At 72.4% G+C, this 22,674-nt stretch carries 20 protein-coding genes; 14 read left to right on the top strand and 6 right to left on the bottom strand.

Translation table 11 applies throughout. The features are described 5' to 3' along the window. The first annotated feature begins 33 nt into the window (after positions 1–33). The 5 genes from AC5WS8_RS09620 to AC5WS8_RS09640 all read left to right on the top strand — a co-directional run bounded on the left by AC5WS8_RS09620 (position 34) and on the right by AC5WS8_RS09640 (position 4,776). Positions 34–897, top strand: coding sequence for a polysaccharide deacetylase family protein (locus AC5WS8_RS09620; RefSeq protein ID WP_496102896.1), 864 nt, complete (start codon positions 34–36; stop codon positions 895–897). 28 nt (positions 898–925) lie between these two features. Beyond that, on the top strand, positions 926–1,126 hold the full coding sequence (locus tag AC5WS8_RS09625) for a hypothetical protein (RefSeq protein ID WP_496102897.1): 201 nt from the start codon (positions 926–928) through the stop codon (positions 1,124–1,126). Between the two features lie 58 nt (positions 1,127–1,184). Continuing rightward, positions 1,185–1,904 (top strand): peptidyl-tRNA hydrolase, encoded by a 720-nt coding sequence (locus AC5WS8_RS09630; protein WP_496102898.1) that lies wholly within the window; start codon positions 1,185–1,187, stop codon positions 1,902–1,904. A gap of 517 nt (positions 1,905–2,421) precedes the next feature. Then, positions 2,422–3,726: an MbnB/TglH/ChrH family RiPP precursor modification enzyme gene (locus AC5WS8_RS09635; protein WP_496102899.1), complete on the top strand. Its 1,305-nt coding sequence runs from the start codon at positions 2,422–2,424 to the stop codon at positions 3,724–3,726. A gap of 288 nt (positions 3,727–4,014) precedes the next feature. Next, entirely contained in the window at positions 4,015–4,776 is a 762-nt protein-coding gene (locus AC5WS8_RS09640) for a DUF4142 domain-containing protein (protein ID WP_496102900.1), read from the top strand. A gap of 139 nt (positions 4,777–4,915) precedes the next feature. Here the strand turns inward: AC5WS8_RS09640 and hemQ are convergent, their stop codons facing one another. Together hemQ and hemG are read right to left on the bottom strand one after the other, a co-directional pair. Further along, a complete protein-coding gene (hemQ, locus tag AC5WS8_RS09645; protein ID WP_496102901.1) occupies positions 4,916–5,647 on the bottom strand; it encodes a hydrogen peroxide-dependent heme synthase in 732 nt (243 codons plus the stop codon). Between the two features lie 4 nt (positions 5,648–5,651). Then, entirely contained in the window at positions 5,652–7,109 is a 1,458-nt protein-coding gene (gene hemG, locus AC5WS8_RS09650) for a protoporphyrinogen oxidase (protein WP_496102902.1), read from the bottom strand. 207 nt (positions 7,110–7,316) lie between these two features. Here hemG and AC5WS8_RS09655 point away from each other — a divergent pair, with 207 nt between their 5' ends. Next, positions 7,317–7,586 carry a hypothetical protein gene (locus AC5WS8_RS09655; RefSeq protein ID WP_496102903.1) on the top strand — a complete coding sequence of 90 codons (270 nt, stop codon included), beginning with the start codon at positions 7,317–7,319 and terminating at the stop codon, positions 7,584–7,586. A gap of 27 nt (positions 7,587–7,613) precedes the next feature. Next, positions 7,614–9,023: an FAD-dependent oxidoreductase gene (locus tag AC5WS8_RS09660; RefSeq protein ID WP_496102904.1), complete on the top strand. Its 1,410-nt coding sequence runs from the start codon at positions 7,614–7,616 to the stop codon at positions 9,021–9,023. 37 nt (positions 9,024–9,060) lie between these two features. Here the strand turns inward: AC5WS8_RS09660 and AC5WS8_RS09665 are convergent, their stop codons facing one another. Continuing rightward, entirely contained in the window at positions 9,061–9,402 is a 342-nt protein-coding gene (locus tag AC5WS8_RS09665; RefSeq protein ID WP_496102905.1) for a hypothetical protein, read from the bottom strand. Between the two features lie 125 nt (positions 9,403–9,527). Here AC5WS8_RS09665 and AC5WS8_RS09670 point away from each other — a divergent pair, with 125 nt between their 5' ends. After that, the gene (locus AC5WS8_RS09670) at positions 9,528–10,346 is read left to right on the top strand and encodes a rhomboid family intramembrane serine protease (RefSeq protein WP_496102906.1); all 819 of its coding nucleotides are present in this window, start codon (positions 9,528–9,530) and stop codon (positions 10,344–10,346) included. A gap of 161 nt (positions 10,347–10,507) precedes the next feature. On the opposite strand, the gene hemE is transcribed toward AC5WS8_RS09670, so the two are convergent. After that, on the bottom strand, positions 10,508–11,575 hold the full coding sequence (gene hemE, locus AC5WS8_RS09675) for a uroporphyrinogen decarboxylase (protein WP_496102907.1): 1,068 nt from the start codon (positions 11,573–11,575) through the stop codon (positions 10,508–10,510). 322 nt (positions 11,576–11,897) lie between these two features. Here hemE and AC5WS8_RS09680 point away from each other — a divergent pair, with 322 nt between their 5' ends. The 6 genes from AC5WS8_RS09680 to AC5WS8_RS09705 all read left to right on the top strand — a co-directional run bounded on the left by AC5WS8_RS09680 (position 11,898) and on the right by AC5WS8_RS09705 (position 18,988). Then, positions 11,898–12,521 (top strand): DUF3000 domain-containing protein, encoded by a 624-nt coding sequence (locus AC5WS8_RS09680; RefSeq protein ID WP_496103149.1) that lies wholly within the window; start codon positions 11,898–11,900, stop codon positions 12,519–12,521. A 281-nt stretch (positions 12,522–12,802) separates the two neighbouring features. Continuing rightward, positions 12,803–13,465, top strand: a complete 663-nt coding sequence (locus AC5WS8_RS09685; protein ID WP_496102908.1) for a LuxR C-terminal-related transcriptional regulator — start codon at positions 12,803–12,805, stop codon at positions 13,463–13,465. A gap of 232 nt (positions 13,466–13,697) precedes the next feature. Further along, complete coding sequence (locus AC5WS8_RS09690; RefSeq protein ID WP_496102909.1) at positions 13,698–14,984, top strand: HRDC domain-containing protein; 1,287 nt, start codon at positions 13,698–13,700, stop codon at positions 14,982–14,984. Positions 14,985–15,168: 184 nt separating this feature from the next. Then, entirely contained in the window at positions 15,169–16,389 is a 1,221-nt protein-coding gene (locus AC5WS8_RS09695; protein ID WP_496102910.1) for a thiolase family protein, read from the top strand. Further along, positions 16,386–18,515 carry a 3-hydroxyacyl-CoA dehydrogenase NAD-binding domain-containing protein gene (locus tag AC5WS8_RS09700; protein ID WP_496102911.1) on the top strand — a complete coding sequence of 710 codons (2,130 nt, stop codon included), beginning with the start codon at positions 16,386–16,388 and terminating at the stop codon, positions 18,513–18,515. The genes AC5WS8_RS09695 and AC5WS8_RS09700 overlap by 4 nt, the downstream gene beginning before the upstream one ends. A gap of 101 nt (positions 18,516–18,616) precedes the next feature. Beyond that, positions 18,617–18,988 (top strand): PIN domain-containing protein, encoded by a 372-nt coding sequence (locus AC5WS8_RS09705; protein ID WP_496102912.1) that lies wholly within the window; start codon positions 18,617–18,619, stop codon positions 18,986–18,988. 22 nt (positions 18,989–19,010) lie between these two features. Here the strand turns inward: AC5WS8_RS09705 and AC5WS8_RS09710 are convergent, their stop codons facing one another. Both AC5WS8_RS09710 and dxs read right to left on the bottom strand, forming a co-directional pair. After that, the gene (locus AC5WS8_RS09710) at positions 19,011–20,534 is read right to left on the bottom strand and encodes an amino acid permease (protein ID WP_496102913.1); all 1,524 of its coding nucleotides are present in this window, start codon (positions 20,532–20,534) and stop codon (positions 19,011–19,013) included. Positions 20,535–20,681: 147 nt separating this feature from the next. Continuing rightward, positions 20,682–22,616, bottom strand: a complete 1,935-nt coding sequence (dxs, locus tag AC5WS8_RS09715; RefSeq protein ID WP_496102914.1) for a 1-deoxy-D-xylulose-5-phosphate synthase — start codon at positions 22,614–22,616, stop codon at positions 20,682–20,684. Positions 22,617–22,674: the final 58 nt, after the last annotated feature.

Here is a 22,674-nt window from a genome sequence, read left to right on the forward strand (position 1 = left end):
TTTTGCCAGTAACCGTCGACTTACGTTCCTACGGTGATCCCTCTTGTGCGACGTGCCGCCTGTTTTGCCGTTCTCTGCGCCCTCGGCGCCACGTTCGCCGCCTGCGGAGCCGACGAGGTCCCCCGGCGCCCCGCGCGGGGCGCCACCGGCCGCCCCGGCTCCCCCTCGGCGACCCTCGGCACGCCGATCATGCGGGTGCCGGGGCCCGGCGGACTCACGCCCGTCTTCGACAAAGGCGCGACGCACGACAAGACGGTCGCCCTCACCTTCGACGCGGACATGGCCGCGGACCAGGGAGACCGGGCGGACGCCGGCGAGGCGTTCGACAACCCGGATCTGATCGACACGCTGCGGGACCTGGAGGTGCCGGCGACCGTGTTCATGACGGGGCGCTGGGCGGACCAGTACCCCGAGGAGGCGCGGGACATCGGCGAGGACCCGCTCTTCGAGGTCGGCAACCACTCCTACAGCCACTCCTCCTTCACCCGGAGCTGCTTCGGCCTGCCGGTCCTGCCCGAGAACCAGCTGCGCCAGGATGTGGAGCGCGCGTTCGCCGCGATCCGCAAGGCCGGGGTTTCCCAGGTGATGCCGTACTTCCGTTTCCCCGGCGGCTGCTACGACGACCGTGCCCTGCGCGCGATCGCTCCCCTCGGGGTCACGGCCGTCCAGTGGGACGTGGTGAGCGGGGACGTGTTCGCCACGGACGCGAGCCGGGTCGCGCGGCAGGTGCTGGAGGGGGTCCGGCCCGGTTCCGTGGTGGTGATGCACTGCACCCGCAGCGTGGCCCCGGTGACGGGGGAGGCCGTGCGGGCGGTGGTGCCGGAGCTGCGCAAGCGAGGTTACCGGTTCGTGAAGGTCTCCCAGCTGATCCAGGCCTCGGGCCGGCGCCGACGGTGACCGCGCCGAAGGTGCCTACGCTGGTGGCATGAGCGATGACCGCGAAGTGAGCGCCTACTGCGACACGCCCGCCCCGCGCCCGGCACCGGCGCCCGGGGCGGGCGGCCCGCCGTTCGCCGAGTGCGTGCTGTGCCGGGAGCCGACGGAGTACCCGGCGTCGTACAAGGGGATCACGCTCTGCCCCGTCTGCGAGTGGCAGGAGGCCCAGCGCACCGCCTGTTCCGGGTGAGTGGGCAGGCCCTCCGCCCACCCCGGTCCCCGATCTTCCGCCTGGCAGACTGGACGTCGTGACCAGTGACCAGGCCCGTCAGGACAGCCCGTTCCGCACCGAGCGCACCCCGCGCGACGAGGCGCCGCAGTTCGTGCTGCCGCTCGTCGTGCGCATCGAGCGCGCCGCTCCCCCGGCCCGCACGGACGCGCTGGAGACGGCGGCCCGCGCCGTGCTGGTGATCCTGAGCGACGGGCGTTCGCTGGGCGAGGGAGAGTGGGCGCGGGCCATGCGGGACTGGCAGGACGCGCGGATCCGGAAGGTGGTGCGGCGGGCGCGCGGCGCGGAGTGGCGACGTGCCGAGGCACTGCCGGGCATCACGGTCACCGGCAAGGCGGCGGAGGTCCGGGTCTTCCCGCCGGTCCCGCTGGACGGCTGGCCGAAGGACCTGGCCCGGCTGCAGGTCTCGGGGACGGACCTCGAGGACCCGGAACCGCCGCTGGAGGCCGAAGCGGCGGCGCCCGTGCTGTGGCTGAACCCGGAGCTGGACATGTCGGCGGGCAAGGCCATGGCCCAGGCCGGCCATGGCGCCCAACTCGCCTGGTGGGCCCTGCCGGACGAGGAGCGCACGGCCTGGCGCGACGCCGGCTTCCCCCTCGCGGTCCGCATGGCTGACCCGTCCCGCTGGCGTGAACTGACCTCGTCGGGCCTGCCGCTGGTCCGCGACGCGGGTTTCACGGAGATCGCGCCGGGCAGCTGCACGATGGTGGCGGACCATCCGGGGCTGCGCCGGAACTGAGCACGGTTCGCCGTCGGCCGGGAGCAGCCGTTTCACGGACCGTGCTCCCCGGGGACGAGAGAGGCCCGGCCACCCTCTTCCGCGTGGTGCCCGACCGCACGGCTCCCGGCTTCCACCCGGTCCACTGCGTGGCGCACGCCTGGGACGTGGCAGCCACGCTCGACACGGCAACGGTGCTGCCCGCCGCCACGCTCGAGGCAGCCCTCGATGTCACCCTGCTCGTACCGCCGGACCCGGTGGGACGCGGACCGGGCTTCGCCTTCGCGCCGCCGCTCGCCGCACCGCCCGGCGCGGACCCGCTCGACGCGACGCTGCGGCTCCTCGGCCGGGATCCCGTCCGCTGGACAGCCGCGCGGCAGCCGTCACCCATCCCGGCGGAACATCCCGGCGGAACCTCAAATGTTGCTCTGAACGTCCCCTGCGAGGGGTTCGATGCCGACAGCCGGGGCCATGACCCCGTCACCGCGACAGCGGGCGGTCCAACGGGTCCCGGCGGGCCTGTGCGGGGGAGGGGACGATGGAGCGACTGGGTACGGGCATCGGGTGGCGGCCGGAGATCGCGGGCGCGGTGGAGCGCATGCCGGGCCTCGACTGGGTCGAGGTCGTGGCCGAGAACGTGTGCCCCGGGCATCTCCCCGAGTCACTGCTGCGGCTGCGCGAGCGCGGCGTCACCGTCGTCCCGCACGGAGTGTCCCTCGGCCTCGGCGGCGCGGACCGCCCCGACGAGGTCCGGCTGGCCGCCCTCGCCGAGCGGGCCGAGGCCCTGGGCGCACCGCTGGTCACCGAGCACATCGCGTTCGTCCGGGCGGGCGGGCCGCGAACGGCGTCCCCGCTGCTGGAGGCCGGGCATCTGTTGCCGGTACCCCGCACCCGGGACGCGCTGAGGGTCCTGAGCGAGAACATCCGGATCGCGCAGGACGCGCTGCCCGTGCCGCTCGCCGTGGAGAACATCGCGGCGCTGATCTCCTGGCCGGGCGAGGAGATGACCGAGGGGCAGTTCCTGTACGAGCTGGTGGACCGCACAGGCGTGCGGCTGCTGATCGACGTCGCCAACCTCCACACCAACCACGTCAACCGCGGCGAGGACCCGGCGAAGGCGCTGGACGAGCTGCCCGTCGAGGCGGTCGCGTACGTCCATGTCGCGGGCGGCTACGAGCGCGACGGCGTCTGGCACGACAGCCACGCCCACCCGGTCCCGCGACCGGTCCTGGACATCCTGGCCGACCTGGCCTCCCGTACCGCGCCACCGGGTGTCCTGCTGGAGCGCGACGAGAACTTCCCGGAACCGGCGGAGCTGGAGAGGGAGTTGGCCGTCATCCGGGAGACGGTGGAGAAGGCCGCGCCCGGGCCGGGGACACCTCCGGTCCCGGAGGTGGGGATGCGCGGGCGTCCGGGTGCCGGCACCGAAGCGGCCCGGCAGCGGCTCGGTCTCGCGCAGGCCGCGCTGCTGTCCTGCCTCGTCGCCGGCACGCCCGTACCCGAGGGGTTCGACCGGGTGCGGCTCGGGGTGCAGGCGCGGGCCCTGGCCGCCAAGCGGGCCGGTGTCGTGGCCAAGGTCGCGCCCGAGCTGCCCGGCATCCTCGGGGAGGGGTACCGGTCCGCCTTCCTCGGCTACGCCCAGCGGCACCCGATGACCGGCGGCTACCGGCGCGACGCCCTCGACTTCGCCGAGCACCTGCTGCTCACCGGGCGACCCGAGGACGGTGGGGCGCGGCGCCGGCTGCGCGCGTGGTGGCTGGAGCGCTCGGGCCCCACGCCGCCGTCCCGGCATCCTGCCGCCCGTATGCTGCGCGCCACGCGCCGGGTCCTGCTGCGGCAGTGAAGCGCACCGCGCGCCGGGCGCTGCCCGCCTCGTACCACTCCGGTGGGCGTTCCGGGGACCGTCCGCGGGGAATGTGCCGTGGTTCACACAACAGTCACGCCCTTCCAAGAGAGCGGTTGCTTGAGGCGCTCAGTCCCGTAATGCCCGCTCTTGTAACTGCGGCATTGCACGCGTGATGACCGTTTTCCTGGCGCTTTGTCTCGCACGGCGGTTGGCGTATACAGCGCAGTAATATGCCAACCCGCACCCCAAGCGCACTAGCGTGCGGTGCCGCAAGCAGGAGGCACCTTGAGATCCAGACCCGTCCGAGGCCGCGGCATCCTCAGCGGCACCGGGATCCTCATCACCTTGCTGGCGGGGACCCTTGCCGCGCTGGTCTTCCCGATCTGGTCCTACGCGGACCGCTCCGGCACCGGCGTCGACACGCTGAACGCCGAGTCCGTGTCGACCCAGTACGGACCGCTGTCGGCGCTGGACCGCGACTTCATCACCAAGGTCCGGCTGGCCGGACTGTGGGAGCTGCCCGCGGGACAGCAGGCCGAGCAGAAGGGCACCACCGAGGCCGTCCGTACCGCGGGCCGGCACCTGGTGACGGGCCACACCTTCCTGGACGCCCGGGTCCGCGACGTGGCCGCCCGGCTCGGCCTCGCCCTGCCCAACCAGCCGAACGCCCAGCAGCGCCAGTGGCTCGCCACCCTGGACGCCGCCCAGGGCGAGGAGTACGACCGCGACTTCGCCAACCTGCTCCGCCGGGCCCACGGCAAGGTCTTCACCGTCGTCGCCCAGGTCCGCGCCACGACCCGCAACTCGCTCGTGCGTGCCCTCGCCGACGACGCGAACACGACGGTCCTGGACCACATCAAGGTCCTGGAGGCCACCGGTTACGTCGACTTCGACGCGCTGGCGCAGGACGCGGCCACCTCCAGCCCGCCCCCGCTCACCCACTCCCCCGCGCCGCCGGGGCCCACGGACGACCCGGGGACACCGGCGCCGGTGACCCCGTCGCAGACCTACTCCCTGCCGCCGGCCGCCTCCAGCCCGCCACCCTGACGAACCGAGGGGGCGCGGCGACCCGCGCCCCCGTCCACAGCGCTCGGGCGAGCCCGGCCACCGGATTGCGGCGCCCGGCGCCGCGCCACCCGGGGACAACCCCCGGACCCACGGCCGGCCGACCGGAAGCCGCCTCGCCTCAGGCGAGCCCGGCCACCAACTCGGCCACGGACTTGCGGCGCCCGGTGAAGAAGGGCACCTCCTCGCGGACGTGCATCCGGGCCTCCGAGCCGCGCAGGTGGCGCATGAGGTCGACGATGCGGTACAGCTCGTCGGCCTCGAAGGCCAGGATCCACTCGTAGTCACCCAGGGAGAACGACGCGACCGTGTTGGCCCTCACGTCCGGGTAGCCGCGGGCCATCTTGCCGTGGTCCGCGAGCATACGGCGGCGGTCCTCGTCCGGCAGCAGATACCACTCGTAGGAACGCACGAACGGGTAGACGCTGACATAGTTGCGCGGCGTCTCGTCGGCGAGGAACGCCGGGATGTGCGAGCGGTTGAACTCGGCCGGGCGGTGCAGCGCCATGTTCGACCACACCGGTTCCAGGGCCCGGCCCAGCCTCGTGCGGCGGAAGAGGTTGTACGCCTCCTGGAGCTGGTCGCTGGTCTCGGCGTGCCACCAGATCATGAGGTCGGCGTCGGCGCGCAGGCCCGAGACGTCGTACGTGCCGCGGATGGTCACGTCCTTGGCGGCCAGCTGGTCGAACAGCTCCTGGACCTCGTCGGCGTACCCGGCGCGGTCCTCGGGCAGCACGTCCCTCAGCTTGAAGACGGACCACAGCGTGTAGCGGATGACCTCGTTGAGGTCCTTGGCCAGCTTGCCCTTGTTCGGGATCCTGCCGGACTCGGTGGTGGGGGCGTCGTCACTCATGCGCCTATTCTCCCGCTCCGCCGTGCAGGCTCTGCACCGGGTTCGCGGTGAGCTCCTGCACAGCCCCCGTGTCGCCGCCCAGCTGGTCCACGGCCGCGTACGCGCTCGCGATGCACGCCGGGATCCCTACCCCGTCGTACACCGCCCCGCACACCGCGAGCGCCGGCAGCTTCGCGACGTGCTCACGGACGCGGGCCACGCGCGCGTGGTGGCCGACCGGGTACTGCGGCAGGCCGTCGGTCCAGCGGGTGACGCGGGTGGCCACCGGGGCGGCGTCCAGGCCGGTCGCCTCGCGCAGGTCGTGCCGCGACACGGCCACGAGGTCGGCGTCCTCGCGCTCGAGGATCTCCGTCTCGCCGTACCGCCCGACGGACGTCCTCAGCACCACCACCTCCGGGTCCTCGTCGGCAATCCACCCCCACTTCTGGGAGGCGAAGGTGGACGCCTTGATCGTGCGCCCGTCGACGGGCGGCACCAGGAAGCCGCTGCCCTCGGGGAGGGAGGTGTCCTCGCGCCGGTAGGCGAGCGTGACAAGGGCCATCGAGGCGTACTCGACGGTGCGCAGTTCGGCGGCCGCGTCCGGGGACTCGGCGGCCAGCAACCGGGCGGCCGCGGCGGCGGGCACCGCGATCACCACCGCGTCCGCCCGCTCCACACGGCCCCCGGCGACGACCTCCCACTCCTCGGAGGTGCGGCGCAGTCCGTCCGCCGCGGTCCTCAGGCGGATCTCGCCGCCCCGCGACCGCACCGACTCCGCGACCGCGAGCGGCAGTCGCCCGACGCCTCCCTCGATCCCCATGAAGACCGGTCCGGTCTGCTGTGCCGCGGCGGCCTTCGCCTGGATCTCGCGGACCGCCTCCGTCAGCGAGTCGTGCTCCCTGGCGGCCCGGAAGAGCTGCGGGACCGCCGAGCGCAGGGAGATGCGGTACGCGTCGCCCGCGTACACCCCGCCGAGGAGCGGCTCCACCAGGCGGTCGACGACCTCGCGGCCGAGGCGCGCCGCCACGTACTCCCCCACCGCCACGTCGTCGCCGAACTCCGTGCGCGGCAGCACCGCGTCACGCTCGATCCGGGCCAGGCCCTCGTCGGACAGGACGCCGGACAGCGCGGAGGCGGTGCCGGGGACGCCCATGACGTGCCCCTTCGGCATCGGCCGCAGGGCGCCACGGGTCCAGATCGAGGCGGTCGCCGTGGCCGGCGGCTGAAGGCGGTCCGTGAGGCCCACCTCCCGGGCGAGCGCCACCGCCTCGGGCCGTCGCGCCAGCATCGACTCGGCCCCGAGATCGACCCGCACGCCCGCGATCTCGCCGGGCAGCAGCTTGCCGCCGACCCGGTCCGACGCCTCCAGGACCGTGACCCGCGCGCCCCGGTCCAGCAGCCGGTGGGCGGCGGCCAGGCCCGCGATCCCGCCCCCGATGACGACGACATGCCCCGCGCCCCCGCGGGCCTCCACTGCGCTCATGTCCCCAGCCTCTCAGACCCGACTGACAACCCGGCCGGCACCACCCGGTGTCCCGTCCGGGCCCCGACCGTGACCGCATCGGGACCGGAATCCGTCCAACGTTCCGCCGGGGCCCGGCGTCGAAGCAGCGTCCGTGCTCGCCCGGCAGGCGTCCCTGAAGGACCGCGCCGGCCTGGCCACGATCACGCTCTCGCTGTCCGGGACCCGGTGCAGAAGGCGGCCGAGGACGACCGGCCCGGGTTCCTGGGCGCCCTGGCGGGCGGCCGGCATGTCTTCGCCGCGCTGCCGAGGTGGATCGCGCCGGCGATCGGCGCGGCCCTCCCCTTCCTGGTGCTCGCGGCCGTCCTGGTGCCGCTGCGGACCCCGGTGGTGCGCCCCCGGCTGCCGCGCCGCCCGGCCCCGGCGCCGACCGCCCTCGGCCCCCTCACCATGGCCCGCACCGCACCGGAGCGCGAAGGCAGGGAGGAGCAGGACTGAAATGCCCCCCGCCCTTAGCGTGTTCGCATGAACATGAGCCGCAGCAGCCGTACGAGCCGTACACGGGAGCGTCTGGTCGTCATCGGCGGCGATGCCGCAGGCATGTCCGCCGCAGCGCAGGCGCGCCGTCTCAAGGGCCCCGACGAGCTGGAGATCGTGGCGTTCGAACGCGGCCACTTCTCCTCGTTCTCGGCGTGCGGCATCCCGTACTGGGTGGGCGGCGCCGTCGCCACCCGGGACGAGTTGATCGCCCGTTCCCCCGAGGAGCACCGGGCGCGCGGCATCGACCTGCGCATGCGGACGGAGGTCACGGAGGTCGACGTGTCGGGCGGCCGGGTCCGCGCCCGGAACGTCGAATCCGGGGCCGAGGAGTGGACGTCGTACGACAAGCTCGTGATCGCGACCGGGGCCCGCCCGATCCGCCCCGACCTGCCGGGCGCCGACGCGCCCGGGGTGCACGGGGTGCAGACCCTGGACGACGGCCAGGCGCTCCTGGACACCCTCACCACCACGAAGGGGCGCCGGGCGGTGGTGGTCGGCGCGGGCTACATCGGCGTGGAGATGGCCGAGGCGATGATCAACCGCGGTTACGAGGTCACGGTCGTCAACCGCGGCAGCGAACCGATGTCCACCCTCGACCCGGACATGGGACGTATGGTGCACCGGGCCCTGGAGGGCCTCGGCATCGCCATGGTGAACGACGCCGAGGTCACCAAGATCCTCACCGATGACGACGGCGAGGTCCGGGCCGTCGGCACCCAGGACGCCGAGTACCCGGCGGACGTGGTGGTCCTGGGGATCGGCGTACGGCCCGAGACGGCCCTGGCGAAGGCCGCCGGGCTGCCGCTCGGCGAGCACGGCGGACTGCTCACCGACCTCGCGATGCGGGTTCGCGGTCACGGGAACATCTGGGCCGGCGGCGACTGCGTCGAGGTCCTCGACCTGGTCTCCGGCCGTGAGCGGCACATTCCGCTGGGCACGCACGCCAACAAGCACGGGCAGGTCGTCGGCACCAATGTGGGCGGCGGCTACGCCACGTTCCCGGGCGTCGTCGGTACGGCCGTGAGCAAGGTGTGCGACCTGGAGATCGCCCGTACCGGACTGCGCGAGAAGGACGCCCGGCGGGCGGGGCTGCAGTACGAGTCGGTCACGATCGAGTCGACGAGCCGCGCGGGCTACTACCCGCACGCGGCCCCCATGACGGTCAAGATGCTCGCCGAACGCCGCACGGGCCGCCTGCTGGGCGTCCAGATCGTCGGCAGGGAGGGCGCGGCGAAACGGGTGGACATCGCGGCGGTGGCGTTGACCGCGCGGATGACGGTCGAGGAGATGACGGCCCTGGATCTGGGGTACGCCCCTCCGTTCTCACCGGTGTGGGACCCGGTCCTGGTGGCGGCCAGAAAGGCCGCCACCGCCGTACGCGAGAACACCCGGTGACGGGCGCGCCCGCAAGGGGCGCGGCCGGCGGCCCGGATCAGGCCGTCTCGTGCTGCCCGGTCCCGTTGACCCTCTCCATGACCTGCCGCGCCTGCTCCCCCGGCGGCCGGGCGGGCAGCGACGACACGGACGCCGACGACGTCACCGCAGCCGGCTGCGGTGACGTCGTCGGCTTCGCATGCGCGGCGACACCCCGGGAGGACCGCAGCCGGTGGCTGACCGCCTCGTCGAGTGTCACGGGCCGCTGCATCTGGGTCGCGAGCCGCGCGGCCTCCTGGCCGAGCCGCGCGACGTCCTCCCAGGGCAGCTGGATCACCAGCGCGAGCTCGGCCTCGCCGTCGGGCAGGGCGTGTATCGGAGGAGTAACCCGGTCCTTCATCGCCTGTTCCTCACGTCGTCCCCACGACACGCCTTCCCCGCGCCGCGAGCGGTTGAGGAGACATACGCGGGCGCGGACCGCCGCGTTCACCGATTCACCGGAAGGATCCCGGGCAGTACTTCCCTGTGGTCATCCCCGTCCATGATGTGAACCCGGTGCGCCGTACGCCCTATGTGACGTACGCGCTGATCGCAGCCAATGTCATCGTCTTCCTGTGCACCCCGGGCCTGGCGGGCTCGGTGGCGGGGCAGAGCGACCTGTCCCAGTTGTGCCACCTCCAGGCGTTCCTGGACCACTACGCCGCGGTGCCGCGCGAGCTGATCCACGACCAGCTGCCGCGGCTGGTGCCCACGGGCGCCGTCGGGGTCGGCCCGCACGGGCCGGGCTGTGTGGTGGCCCCGCCGGGCTACCACAAGTCGCCGCCGGCGTCGGTGTTCACCGCGATGTTCCTGCACGGCAGCTGGCTGCACCTGCTGGGCAACATGCTGTTCCTGCTGATCTTCGGGAACAACATCGAGGACCGTCTGGGCCACGTCCGCTTCGCGATCTTCTACGTGGCGTGCGGGTACGCGGCGGGCTACGGCTACGCGTACCTCGACGCGGGCTCGAGCGACCCGCTGATCGGCGCGTCGGGCGCCATCGCGGGCGTGCTCGGCGCGTATCTGGTGCTCTATCCCAGGGTGCGGGTCTGGATCCTCGTACCGTTCCTGCTGTTCCTGCCGCTGCGGCTGCCGGCGTGGATCGTGCTCGGCTTCTGGTTCGTGCTGCAGGCGGTGTACTCGTCCGGGAACGGTGTCTCCTCGGCCGGCACGGTGGCGTACGCGGCCCATGTGGTGGGCTTCATCGTGGGCATGGTCCTGGCCATGCCCCTGCGCCGGGGCACCCCGCAACCACCGGAGCCGCGCGGCATGTCCTGGGGCAGGCGCGCACGACCGGGCTGGTGAGGCGACCCGGCCCGACCGCGGGTGATCGCTTCACGTGTTCGGGTCGGGAGACGCCGCCGCGCAACGCCCCGGCCCACGGAACCCGGCATGTCCGGCGAAGACCGGTGACGCGCGGAAGGAGACCGGAGAGGGCTCCGGGTGAGCACGGGGCAGCCGCGCCGTCAGCGGGTCGTCTGCGTGTGGACGTACTCCACGAGCCGGGTGAGGCTGTCCGGGTCCGTGGACGGCATGACGCCGTGGCCGAGGTTGAAGACATGCCCCTCGAGACCGGCGGCGGCGTCCAGCACCTCGCGGGTCTTGGCCTCGACGGCCTCCCGCGGGGCGAAGAGCAACGCCGGGTCGAGATTGCCCTGGAGCGCCTTGCCGGGGCCGACACGGCGGGCCGCCTCGTCCAGTGGCACCCGCCAGTCCACGCCGACGACGTCCGCGCCGGCCTCGCCCATCAGCCCCAGCAGCTCACCCGTGCCGACGCCGAAGTGGATGCGGGGGACGCCGTAGCCCTCGACGGCCCGGAAGACCTTCGACGAGGCGGGCAGCACCGAGCGGCGGTAGTCGGCGGGGGCCAGGGCGCCGGCCCAGGAGTCGAAGAGCTGGACGGCCGAGGCACCGGCCTCGATCTGCACCTTGAGGAACGCGGCCGTGATGTCCGCGAGCCGGTCCACCAGGTCGGACCAGAGCTGCGGGTCCCCGTACATGAGCGCCTTGGTGTGCTCGTACGTACGGGACGGGCCGCCCTCGATGAGGTAGCTCGCCAGGGTGAAGGGAGCGCCCGCGAAACCGATCAGCGGGATCTCACCCAGCTCCGCCGTGAGCAGGCCGATCGCCTCGGTGACGTAGGAGACGTCCTCGGGGGTCAGGTCGCGCAGCCTGGCCAGGTCGGCTCGGGTGCGGATGGGATGTTCGACGACCGGGCCGACGCCGGGCCTGATGTCGAGGTCGACGCCGATGGCCTTCAGGGGCACCACGATGTCGCTGAAGTAGATCGCCGCGTCCACGCCGTGCCGGCGCACCGGCTGGAGGGTGATCTCGGTGACCAGCTCGGGCCGCATACAGGACTCGAGCATGGGGACGCCCTCGCGCACCTTGCGGTACTCGGGCAGGGAGCGTCCGGCCTGCCGCATGAACCACACCGGGGTGTGCGGCACGGGCTCGCGCCTGCACGCCTTCAGGAAGGCGGAGTCGTACGTCGCTGTCGGCTGGCCCGTGGGAGGGCGGTCATTGACACTCACGTCAAAAGTCTCGCACGTCACCGGAGCGATCCCGCCGCGGGGCGGAAGGCGCCCGGAAGGGGCGCGGGGCGGTGTCCGTGCACGGCTTGGCCGCGCGGAGCGACTCACCGCCGCAGGAGAGCCGAAGGAGACCGGCCGCCCACGACCCGGCCGTCTCCCCCACGACCCGGCCGCCTACGACAGGAACCGGCCACGCCGAACCGCCCGCGGCAGCCGAACCCCCGGCGGCAACGGGTGTCTCTCCAAGCGAACGCGCTTTCCTCCCCTTAATCTTCCCCGCATGGCTGCGGCTCAGGAACGAGTGACGGACGGCGACGGCGGAATGGACGACGCGGAGGGGGCGGGCGATGCGAAGGACACGGCTCCCCTGCCCTTCCGCGCCGCGGTCGACGCCCTGAAGGCCGCGCGCCTGCGGCCGGAGATCGAGATCGAACCGTCGCGCCCGCCGCAGCGGCTCGCCCCGCACACGTACGCGCTGGAGGCGGCCGTGGTCGCGGACGACGAGGACCTCGCCGACGGGCGCCTCGTCCTGCTGCACGATCCGGCCGGGCACGAGGCCTGGCAGGGCTCCTTCCGTCTGGTGACGCTGGTGCGCGCGGAGCTGGAGCCGGAGATGGCGGCGGACCCGCTGCTGCCCGACGTGTGCTGGTCCTGGCTGACCGGCGCGCTGCAGGCCCGCGGGCTGGCCTACGGCGAGCCCAGCGGGACCGTCACCCGCGCGAGCTCGCACTACTTCGGTGGTCTCGCGGCCCGCCCGGCCGCCTCCCAGATCGAGATCCGCGCCTCGTGGACGCCCCGGGAGGGCATCGGCGGGGTCCCGGACACCGCGGCCCACCTGGCCTCCTGGTGCGACCTGCTGTGCCAGGTGGCGGGCCTGCCCCCGGCGGGGCCGGGCGACGCCTCGGTGGTGACGCTGCCGCAGCGCCGGGGGCCGCAGCCCCGCTGACGCCGCGGAGGCCACCGGCCTGTCGACGTTCCCTTGACCTTCCTTGCCATCTCTTTGTCGATACGGCCACTTTCAGCCTCGTATCGACCATGGACCGAACCGACTCGATCCTCAGATGATCGCTCGCGCGTCCGAATTGCACGGATTGTTACTCACCAAATCGTGATCATTCTCTAAAGGAGCACGAGTTTGGTGCCGAAGACGACTGTGACCTTCAAACCACGTTCGTCCCGGCCGCTTCCCCGAGCCGGCCCCGTCCCCGCACCCCTCCAGGAGGCCTGGTGTCCGTTCTCCTCGAGCAGCCCGCAAGCCTGGTCGCCTATCGCCCCAACAAGCCGACCGCCATGGTCGTCGTGGCCGACCCCCGTGTCCGTTCCACCGTCACCCGCCATCTCTGGGCGCTCGGAGTGCGCGACGTCATCGAGGCGTCGTCCATCGCAGAGGCCCGTCCCCGTATCAGCAACCCTCGCGACATCTGCGTCGCCGACGTCCATCTTCCCGACGGTTCCGGTCTCACCCTTCTGTCCGAGACCCGCGCCGCGGGCTGGCCCAACGGGCTCGCCCTGTCCGCAGCCGACGACATCGGCGCCGTCCGCAACGCCCTCGCGGGCGGCGTCAAGGGCTATGTCGTCACCGGCACCCGCACCAACATCGGGCTCCCCACCCGACCCGGTGCCGCCCCCATCGGCGCCGCCGCCGCGCGCCTGCACCGCCGCCCCCCGGGTGCTCCGAGCCACCCGGGCGGCTACCGCGAGCTGTCCGGTCGCGAGGTGGAGGTGCTGCGTCTGGTCGCCGAGGGGCAGTCGAACAAGGCGATCGGCGTCTCGATGGGCCTGTCCGCACTGACCGTCAAGAGCCATCTCGCCCGCATCGCCCGCAAGCTCGGCACCGGTGACCGTGCCGGGATGGTGGCCGTGGCCCTGCGGACCGGCATCATCCACTGACCGCCCTCCACCGCCCACCCCGGCCCGCGTCCGCACCGAGCCGCCGCCGAACCGCGTCCGGGGACCCCGCCGCCCGTCCGGGAAGCCCTCCGTCCCGCGCCGGACACCGGCACCGCGCTTCCGCGCGGATCCGATCGACCTCTGTGACACATGACTGGATTACGACCCCCCATCGCCCGTCGACGGAACGTTCCGTCGGCGGGCGTAGTCGACACACAGATACCCTTGACAGGTGACCGACGCCCAAGAGACCGCAGCAGACAGCCCACTGCGAACCACCGGAGGCGCTCCTCCGGACGACGTCGAAACGGCGCCGATCCTGTTGCTCGAGCCGCGCGACGGCATTCCGCCGGTGATCACCGACGAGACCTCCCTCGCCGAGGTGGTCGCCGCCTTCGCCGGCGGCACCGGCCCGGTCGCCGTCGACGCCGAGCGCGCCTCCGGCTACCGGTACGGCCAGCGCGCCTACCTCGTGCAGCTGCGCCGCGAGGGCGCGGGCACCGCGCTGATCGACCCGGTGGCCTGCCCCGACCTGTCGGCCCTGGGCGAGGCGATCTCCGACGCCGAATGGGTGCTGCACGCCGCCACCCAGGACCTGCCCTGCCTGCGCGAGATAGGCATGGTGCCCACCCGCCTGTTCGACACCGAGCTGGCCGGGCGTCTCGCCGGGTTCCCGCGGGTGGGCCTGGGCGCCATGGTGGAGAGCGTCCTCAGCTTCATCCTGGAGAAGGGCCACTCCGCCGTCGACTGGTCGACGCGTCCTCTGCCCGAGCCCTGGCTGCGCTACGCCGCCCTCGACGTGGAACTGCTCGTGGACCTGCGGGACGCCCTGGAGAAGGAGCTGGAGGAGCAGGGCAAGCTCGAGTGGGCCCGGCAGGAGTTCGACGCGATCGCCTCCGCGCCGCCGCCCGAGCCGCGCAAGGACCCCTGGCGCCGTACGTCCGGGATGCACAAGGTGCGCCGCCGCCGGCAGATGGCGGTCGTCCGGGAGCTGTGGCAGACCCGGGACCGCATCGCGCAGCGCCGGGACGTCTCGCCCGGCAAGGTGCTCGGCGATGCCGCGATCATCGAGGCGGCCCTCGCCCTGCCGCCGAACGTGCACGCCCTGGCCGCGCTGAACGGCTTCGGGCACCGCACGGGGCGGCGCCAGCTGGAGCAGTGGCAGGCCGCGATCGACCGTGCCAGGGCGCTGCCGGAGGCGGAGTTGCCGCACCCGGGACAGCCGGTGACGGGTCCGCCGCCCCCGCGCGCCTGGGCCGACAAGGATCCGGCGGCGGCCGCCCGGCTCTCCGCCGCCCGGGCCGCGGTGTCGGCCTTGGCCGAGCAGGTCGACATGCCTCAGGAGAACCTGATCAGTCCGGACACCGTGCGGAGGGTCTGCTGGGAGCCGCCGAAGCCGGTGGACGCGCAGACCGTCGCCTCCGCGCTCGCCGGGTACGGGGCGAGGGCCTGGCAGGTCGAGCAGGTCACTCCGGTGCTGGTGAAGGCGCTGTCCGTGCAGGAGGCACAGTCACCGTAGGCGAGACCGACGGGTTCTCCGGCCGGTGAGGGGGGCGGCCCCTCACCGGCCTGCGCCGAAGGTGTGACCTTCACCGCTTGGGCGTGCGGGACTGGGCAGCTTGGTTACCCACAAGTAGCATGGTGCTGAGCGCGCGCTCAGCGTGTCGCAGCAGTGCCATCCCGCACCCTGGAGGAGAGCCATCGTGCCTCGTACCATCAGGGACGTCGTCTTCGTCGACGGCGTCCGCACCCCGTTCGGCAAGGCGGGCCCGAAGGGCATCTACCACGAGACCCGTGCCGACGACCTCGTCGTGAAGGCGATCCGGGAGCTGCTGCGCCGCAACCCGGGTCTGGACCCGAAGAAGATCGACGAGGTCGCCATCGCCGCGACCACGCAGATCGGCGACCAGGGCCTGACCCTCGGCCGCACCGCGGGCATCCTGGCCGGTCTCCCCCAGTCGGTCCCCGGCTACTCCATCGACCGCATGTGCGCGGGCGCGATGACGGCCGTGACGACCACGGCCGGCTCGATCGCGTTCGGTGCGTACGACGCCGTCATCGCCGGTGGTGTGGAGCACATGGGCCGCCACCCGATGGGCGAGGGCGTCGACCCGAACCCGCGGTTCGTGAGCGAGAAGCTGGTCGACGAGTCCGCGCTGTTCATGGGCATGACCGCGGAGAACCTCCACGACCGCTACCCGCACATCACCAAGCTGCGCGCCGACGAATACGCCGTGCGCTCCCAGGAGAAGGCCGCGAAGGCGTACGCCAACGGCAGGATCCAGCAGGACCTGGTGCCGATCTCGGTGCGCCGTACGAGCCCCGAGGGCGGCGAGACCGGTTGGGGCCTGGTCACGGCCGACGAGCCGATGCGTCCGGGCACCACGCTGGAGAACCTGGCGGGCCTGAAGACGCCGTTCCGCGTCCACGGCCGGGTCACCGCGGGCAACGCGGCCGGTCTGAACGACGGCGCCACCGCCTCGATCATCGCGTCCGAGGACTTCGCCCGCGAGAACAACCTGCCGGTCAAGATGCGTCTGGTCTCCTACGCCTTCGTGGGCGTCGAGCCGGAGGTCATGGGGTACGGCCCGATCCCGGCGACGGAGAAGGCCCTCGCCAAGGCGGGCCTCACGATCTCCGACATCGGCCTGTTCGAGATCAACGAGGCCTTCGCCGTCCAGGTCCTGGCCTTCCTCGACCACTACGGCATCGCGGACGACGACGAGCGCGTCAACCAGTACGGCGGCGCGATCGCCTTCGGTCACCCGCTGGCCTCCTCCGGCGTCCGGCTGATGACGCAGCTCGCCCGCCAGTTCGAGGAGCAGCCCGAGGTCCGCTACGGCCTCACCACCATGTGCGTCGGCTTCGGCATGGGCGCGACGGTCATCTGGGAGAACCCGCACTTCGACGGAGGCGACAAGTGAGCACCACCGCTGAGCTGTTGAAGGGCGCGGCCGAGCTGTTCCCGGACGAGGTCGTCACGCAGGCGCACGTACGCCACTTCGACCTGCCGCTGGGTGCCGGCCGTTTCGCCCTGGTCACGCTGGACAACGGCTTCGACCACACCAAGCCGACCACGTTCGGTCCGGCCTCGCTCGCGAACCTCAACACCGCGATCGACCAGGTCGAGAAGGAGGCCGCGAACGGCGAGATCGTCGGCGTCGGCATCACCGGCAAGCCGTTCATCTTCGCGGTCGGCGCCGACCTGAAGGGCGTCGAGCTGCTGAAGCGGCACGAGGACGCGCTGGCCATCGGCAAGGGCGGCCACGAGGTCTTCAAGCGGCTGTCCAAGCTGGCCGTCCCGACGTTCGCGTACTACAACGGCGCGGCGATGGGCGGCGGCGTCGAGGTCGGCCTGCACTGCACCTACCGCACGGTGTCCGCGGCCCTCCCCGCGTTCTCCCTCCCCGAGGTCTTCCTGGGCCTCGTCCCCGGCTGGGGCGGCTGCACCCTGCTGCCGAACCTGATCGGCGCCGACAAGGCCGTGTCGGTCGTCATCGAGAACTCCCTCAACCAGAACAAGCAGCTCAAGGGCCGGCAGGTCTACGACCTCGGCATCGCCGACGCCGTCTTCGAGGGCGCCGACTTCCTGGAGCAGTCGCTGATCTGGACCGCCTCGGTCCTCAAGGGCGAGATCGTCGTCGACCGTCCCGTGATCGACCGCGGCGAGGCCTGGGACCAGGCCGTCGCGCGCGGCCGGTTCATCGCCGACGGCAAGGTGCACGGCGCCGCCCCGGCCGCCTACCGCGCCCTGGACATCATCGCCGCCGCGAAGAACGGCGACCTGCAGCAGGGCTACGACGCCGAGGACCAGGCCCTCGCGGACCTGATCATGGGCGGCGAACTGCGCGCCGGCATCTACGCGTTCAACCTCGTCCAGAAGCGCGGCAAGCGCCCGGCGGGCGCCCCCGACAAGAACCTGGCACGTCCGGTCACCAAGGTCGGTGTCGTCGGCGCCGGTCTGATGGCCTCGCAGCTCGCCCTGCTCTTCCTGCGCCGCCTGGAGGTTCCGGTCGTCCTGACGGACATCGACCAGGAGCGCATCGACAAGGGTGTGGCCTACGTCCACTCCGAGATCGACAAGCTGCTCGGCAAGGGCCGGATCCACCAGGACAAGGCCAACCGCCTCAAGGCGCTGGTGTCCGGTGTCCTGGACAAGGCCGAGGGCTTCGCGGACGCGGACTTCGTCATCGAGGCCGTGTTCGAGGAGATGGGCGTCAAGCAGCAGGTGTTCGCGGAGGTAGAGGCGGTCGCGCCCGAGCACGCGATCCTGGCGACCAACACCTCCTCCCTCTCCGTGTCGGAGATGGCGTCGAAGCTGAAGCACCCGGAGCGGGTCGTCGGCTTCCACTTCTTCAACCCGGTGGCGGTCCTGCCGCTCCTGGAGATCGTCCGCGGCGAGAAGACGGACGACGCCTCGCTGGCGACCGCCTTCGCGGTGGCCAAGAAGCTGAAGAAGACGGCGGTCCTGGTCAAGGACGCCCCGGCGTTCGTCGTGAACCGCATCCTCACCCGCTTCATGGGCGAGATCCAGAACGTCATCGACGAGGGCACCCCCGTCGAGGTGGCGGAGAAGGCGGTGGAGCCGCTGGGTCTGCCGATGTCGCCGCTGGTCCTGCTGGAGCTCGTCGGCCCGGCGATCGGCCTGCACGTCTCGGAGACCCTCAACGGGGCGTTCCCGGACCGCTTCAAGGTCTCCCCCAACCTGAAGGCGGTCGTCGGGGCGGGCAAGCGCGGCTTCTACGTCTACGACAGCGGCAAGCCGGAGCTGGACCCGGAGGTCGCCGCGCTGCTGAAGCAGGGCGACACCGTCCTGACGGAGGAGCAGGTCCGCGCCCGCGTCCTGGACGCGGTGGCGCAGGAGATCGGACTGATGCTCGAAGAGGGCGTCGTCGCCGAGGCCCAGGACATCGACCTGTGCCTGATCACGGGCGCCGGCTGGCCCTTCCACCTGGGCGGCATCACGCCGTACCTGGACCGCGAGGGCGTCTCGGAGCGCGTGAACGGCAAGAGGTTCCTCGAGCCGGGCGTGGCGTCGGTTCCGGCGTAACGGCCGTGGCACGGTGACAGGGCCTCCGCCCGAGGCGGAGGCCCTGTCCCGTCGTGGGCGCCGCCTCGTCCTGCGAGCAGGAGGCGTGCGACGCTGGGGGCATGAGTGTCCCGCTGCTGGTGATCGTCGATGGCGCGAACGTCGTCGGGTCGGTGCCCGACGGCTGGTGGCGGGACCGGCGGGGCGCCGCTGACCGGCTGCGGGACCGTCTCGTGCCGTACGCCGCCGACGGGCTGCCCGGGTTTCCCGGGCCCCTGGAGCTGGTGCTGGTGCTGGAGGGCGCGGCGCGCGGCGTGGAACCCGTGCCCGGCATCCGGGTGGACGCGGCGCCCGGCAGCGGCGACGACCGTATCGTCGAGCTGGTCGCCGGGGCCGGGGACCGCCCGGTCCTGGTCGTCACGGCGGACCGGGAGCTGCGGCGCCGGGTGACGGATCTGGGGGCGGAGGTGACGGGCCCGCGCACGGTGCGCTGAGAGCCGCCGTCCGCCGCCGGGATCAGGCCGTGTCGCCGCCGGGCGGGCCCGTCACCCCGTCGGCGGTGGGCTGCTCCCCGCGGCCCACACGGCTGTGCGAGCGGCCGTAGAGGAAGTACACGACGAACCCGATGAGCAGCCAGATCGCGAACCGCAGCCAGGTCTCGGCGGGCAGGTTGAGCATCAGCCACATGGACGCGCACACCGACACGATCGGCACCACCGGGACGAACGGGGTACGGAAGGCGCGAGGCAGGTCGGGGCGGGTGCGGCGGAGGACGACCACGCCGATCGCGACGACGACGAACGCGAACAGCGTGCCGATGTTGACCAGTTCGGCCAGTTCGCTCAGGCTCGTGAAGCCGGCGACGACGGCGATGACCACGCCGAGCAGGATGGTCGGCCGGTGCGGGGTCTTGAAGCGCGGGTGGACGCGGGAGAAGAAACGGGGCAGCAGCCCGTCGCGGCTCATCGCGAAGAAGACCCGGCTCTGGCCGAGGAGCAGGATCAGACAGACGGTGGTCAGGCCGACGGCGGCACCGAAGCTGATCACGCCCGCGAACCAGGGGTGCCCGATGGCCTTGAACGCGTCGGCGAGCGGGGCGTCCACGGACAGCCTGCTGTAGTGCTCCATGCCGGTGACGACGATCGACACCCCCACGTACAGGGCGGTGCAGATGAGCAGGGAGCCGAGGATGCCGCGTGGCATGTCCCGCTGCGGGTTGCGGGTCTCCTCGGCGGTGGTCGCGACGATGTCGAAGCCGATGAAGGCGAAGAACACCACGGACGCGGCGGTGAAGATGCCCATCACCCCGAAGTTGGACGGTGCCCAGCCGACCAGCAGCTGGATGAGCGGGGCCTTGAGACTGCTGCCCGGCGGCACGGCCTCGGGCTTGGGCACGAACGGCTTGTAGTTGGCGCTGGTGACGAAGAAGGCGCCCCCGACGATGACGATCAGCACCACGGTCACCTTGATGGCGACGACGAGCTGGGTGACGCGGGCCGACAGCTTCATCCCGAGGACGAGGATCGCGGTGAGGACGAGGACCAGCGCGGCGGCGAGGATGTCGAAGCCGAACCCGTGCGCCCCCTCCCGTCCGCCGAGATGGGCGGGCAGGTGCCAGCCCGCGTTGTCGAGCAGTGAGCGGATGTACCCGGACCAGCCGACGGCGACCACCGCCGTGCCGAGGGCGAACTCCAGGACCAGGTCCCAGCCGATGGTCCAGGCGGGCAGTTCGCCGAGCGTGGCGTAGGAGAACGTGTACGCGGATCCGGCGACCGGCACCGTGGAGGCGAACTCCGCGTAGCAGAGCGCGGCGAGCGCGCAGACGACGCCGGCCACGACGAAGGACAGGGAGACGGCGGGGCCCGCGTTCTGCTTGGCGACCTTTCCGGTGAGCACGAAGATGCCCGTGCCGATGATGACCCCGACGCCGAACACGGTCAGGTCCAGGGCGGACAGGGTCTTCTTGAGCGCGTGCTCCGGCTCCTCGGTGTCCCGGATCGACTGCTCGACGTTCTTCGTCCGGAAGAGGGTGCTGCTCATGGCGTACCTCCCGCGCTCACCGTCCCCCGACATGATCGAGAGGGGGCGTACTCCGTGTGCCCCGGCACGGGCAGGTTCACGCAAACGGGCCGGTTTCGCCACCGTAACGAATGGAGAAACCGGCCCGGGCGCGTGCGGCGGGTCGGGTCAGTCGCGGGCGGGCTCCACCGAGTCCACCGGCTGCGCGGCGCCCGTGCGGTCGAACCGGCCGTCGAGCTTGGCGACCAGCCCGGTGACCTGGCGGGCGATGTCCGGCGCGGTCAGGCCGATTTCCGCGAGGACCTCCTTGCGGGAGGCGTGGTCGAGGAAGCGCGGCGGGACGCCGAAGTCACGCAGCAGCACGTCCACGCCCGCGTCCCGCAGCGCCTGGGCGACGGCCGAACCCACACCGCCGGCGCGGGAGTTGTCCTCGACGGTGACGACCACCCGGTGCCGCTCGGCGAGCGGGGCGAGCGCCTCGTCGACGGGCTTGACCCAGCGGGGGTCGACGACGGTGGTGGAGATGCCCTGCTTGTCGAGGAGGTCGGCGATCTCCAGGCACATGGGAGCGAGCGCGCCGACGGAGACCAGCAGGACGTCCGGCACGGGAGCCTCGGCCTTGCGCAGCACGTCCATGCCGCCGACCGTGCCGACGGCGGGGACGGCCGGGCCGACGACGCCCTTGGAGTAGCGCAGCACGGTCGGCGCGTCGTCCACGTCGACGGCCTCGCGCAGCTGGGCCCGCAGCTGCTCGGCGTCGCGCGGCGCGGCGATCCTGAGGCCCGGCACCACCTGGAGCATCGACATGTCCCACATGCCGTTGTGGGAGGCGCCGTCGTCGCCCGTGATGCCCGCCCGGTCGAGCACGAACGTCACACCGCACCTGTGCAGGGCGACGTCCATGAGCACCTGGTCGAAGGCGCGGTTGAGGAAGGTCGCGTACACCGCGAAGACGGGGTGCAGGCCGCCGGTGGCGAGGCCGGCCGCGGAGACCGCGCCGTGCTGCTCGGCGATGCCGACGTCGAAGATCCGGTTCGGGAAGGCGTCCGCGAACTTCTTCAGGCCCACCGGCTGCAGCATCGCGGCCGTGATGGCGACGATGTCGTCGCGCTCCCGGCCGAGCCGGACCATCTCGTCGCCGAAGACGGAGGTCCAGCTGGCGGCGGCCGCCTTGATGGGCAGACCGGTGTCGGGGTGGATGGGGCCGATGCCGTGGAAGCGGTCGGCCTCGTCCTGCTCGGCGGGCCGGTAGCCGCGGCCCTTCTCGGTGAGGCAGTGCACGATGACCGGGCCGCCGAACCGCTTGGCGCGGGCCAGGGCGGACTCCAGGGCCTCGATGTCGTGGCCGTCGATCGGGCCGACGTACTTCAGGCCCAGGTCCTCGAACATGCCCTGCGGGGCGATGAAGTCCTTCAGGCCCTTCTTGGCCCCGTGCAGGGTCTCGTAGAGCGGCTTGCCGACGACGGGGGTGCGCTCCAGGACCTCCTTGGTGCGGGCCAGGAACTTCTCGTAGCCGTCGGTGGTGCGCAGGGTGGCCAGGTGGTTGGCGAGGCCGCCGATGGTGGGCGCGTAGGAGCGCTCGTTGTCGTTGACGACGATGACCAGCGGGCGGTCCTTGGCGTCGGCGATGTTGTTCAGCGCCTCCCAGGCCATGCCGCCGGTGAGGGCGCCGTCACCGATGACGGCCACGACGTGGCTGTCCCGCTTCAGCAGCTGGTCGGCCTTGGCCAGGCCGTCGGCCCAGCCGAGGACGGTGGAGGCGTGCGAGTTCTCGATGACGTCGTGCTCGGACTCGGCGCGCGAGGGGTAGCCGGACAGTCCGCCCTTGCTGCGCAGCCCGGAGAAGTCCTGACGGCCGGTGAGCAGCTTGTGGACGTAGGCCTGGTGGCCGGTGTCCCAGAGCACCTTGTCCCTGGGTGAGTCGAAGACGCGGTGCAGGGCGATGGTGAGCTCGACCACACCGAGGTTGGGACCGAGGTGGCCGCCGGTCTTGGAGACCGCGTCGACGAGGAAGGTCCGGATCTCCTCTGCCAGCTGGTCCAGCTCCTCCAGGCTGAGCCGGTCCAGATCGCGCGGTCCCCTGATGCGGGTCAGCAGCGGCACCCGTGCCTCCTTGCAGTAGAGCTGTGTCGAGCGTTCGCCGGGCCTGTCGAGTCTAATG

It is taken from the genome of Streptomyces sp. PTL18, assembly GCF_059510295.1.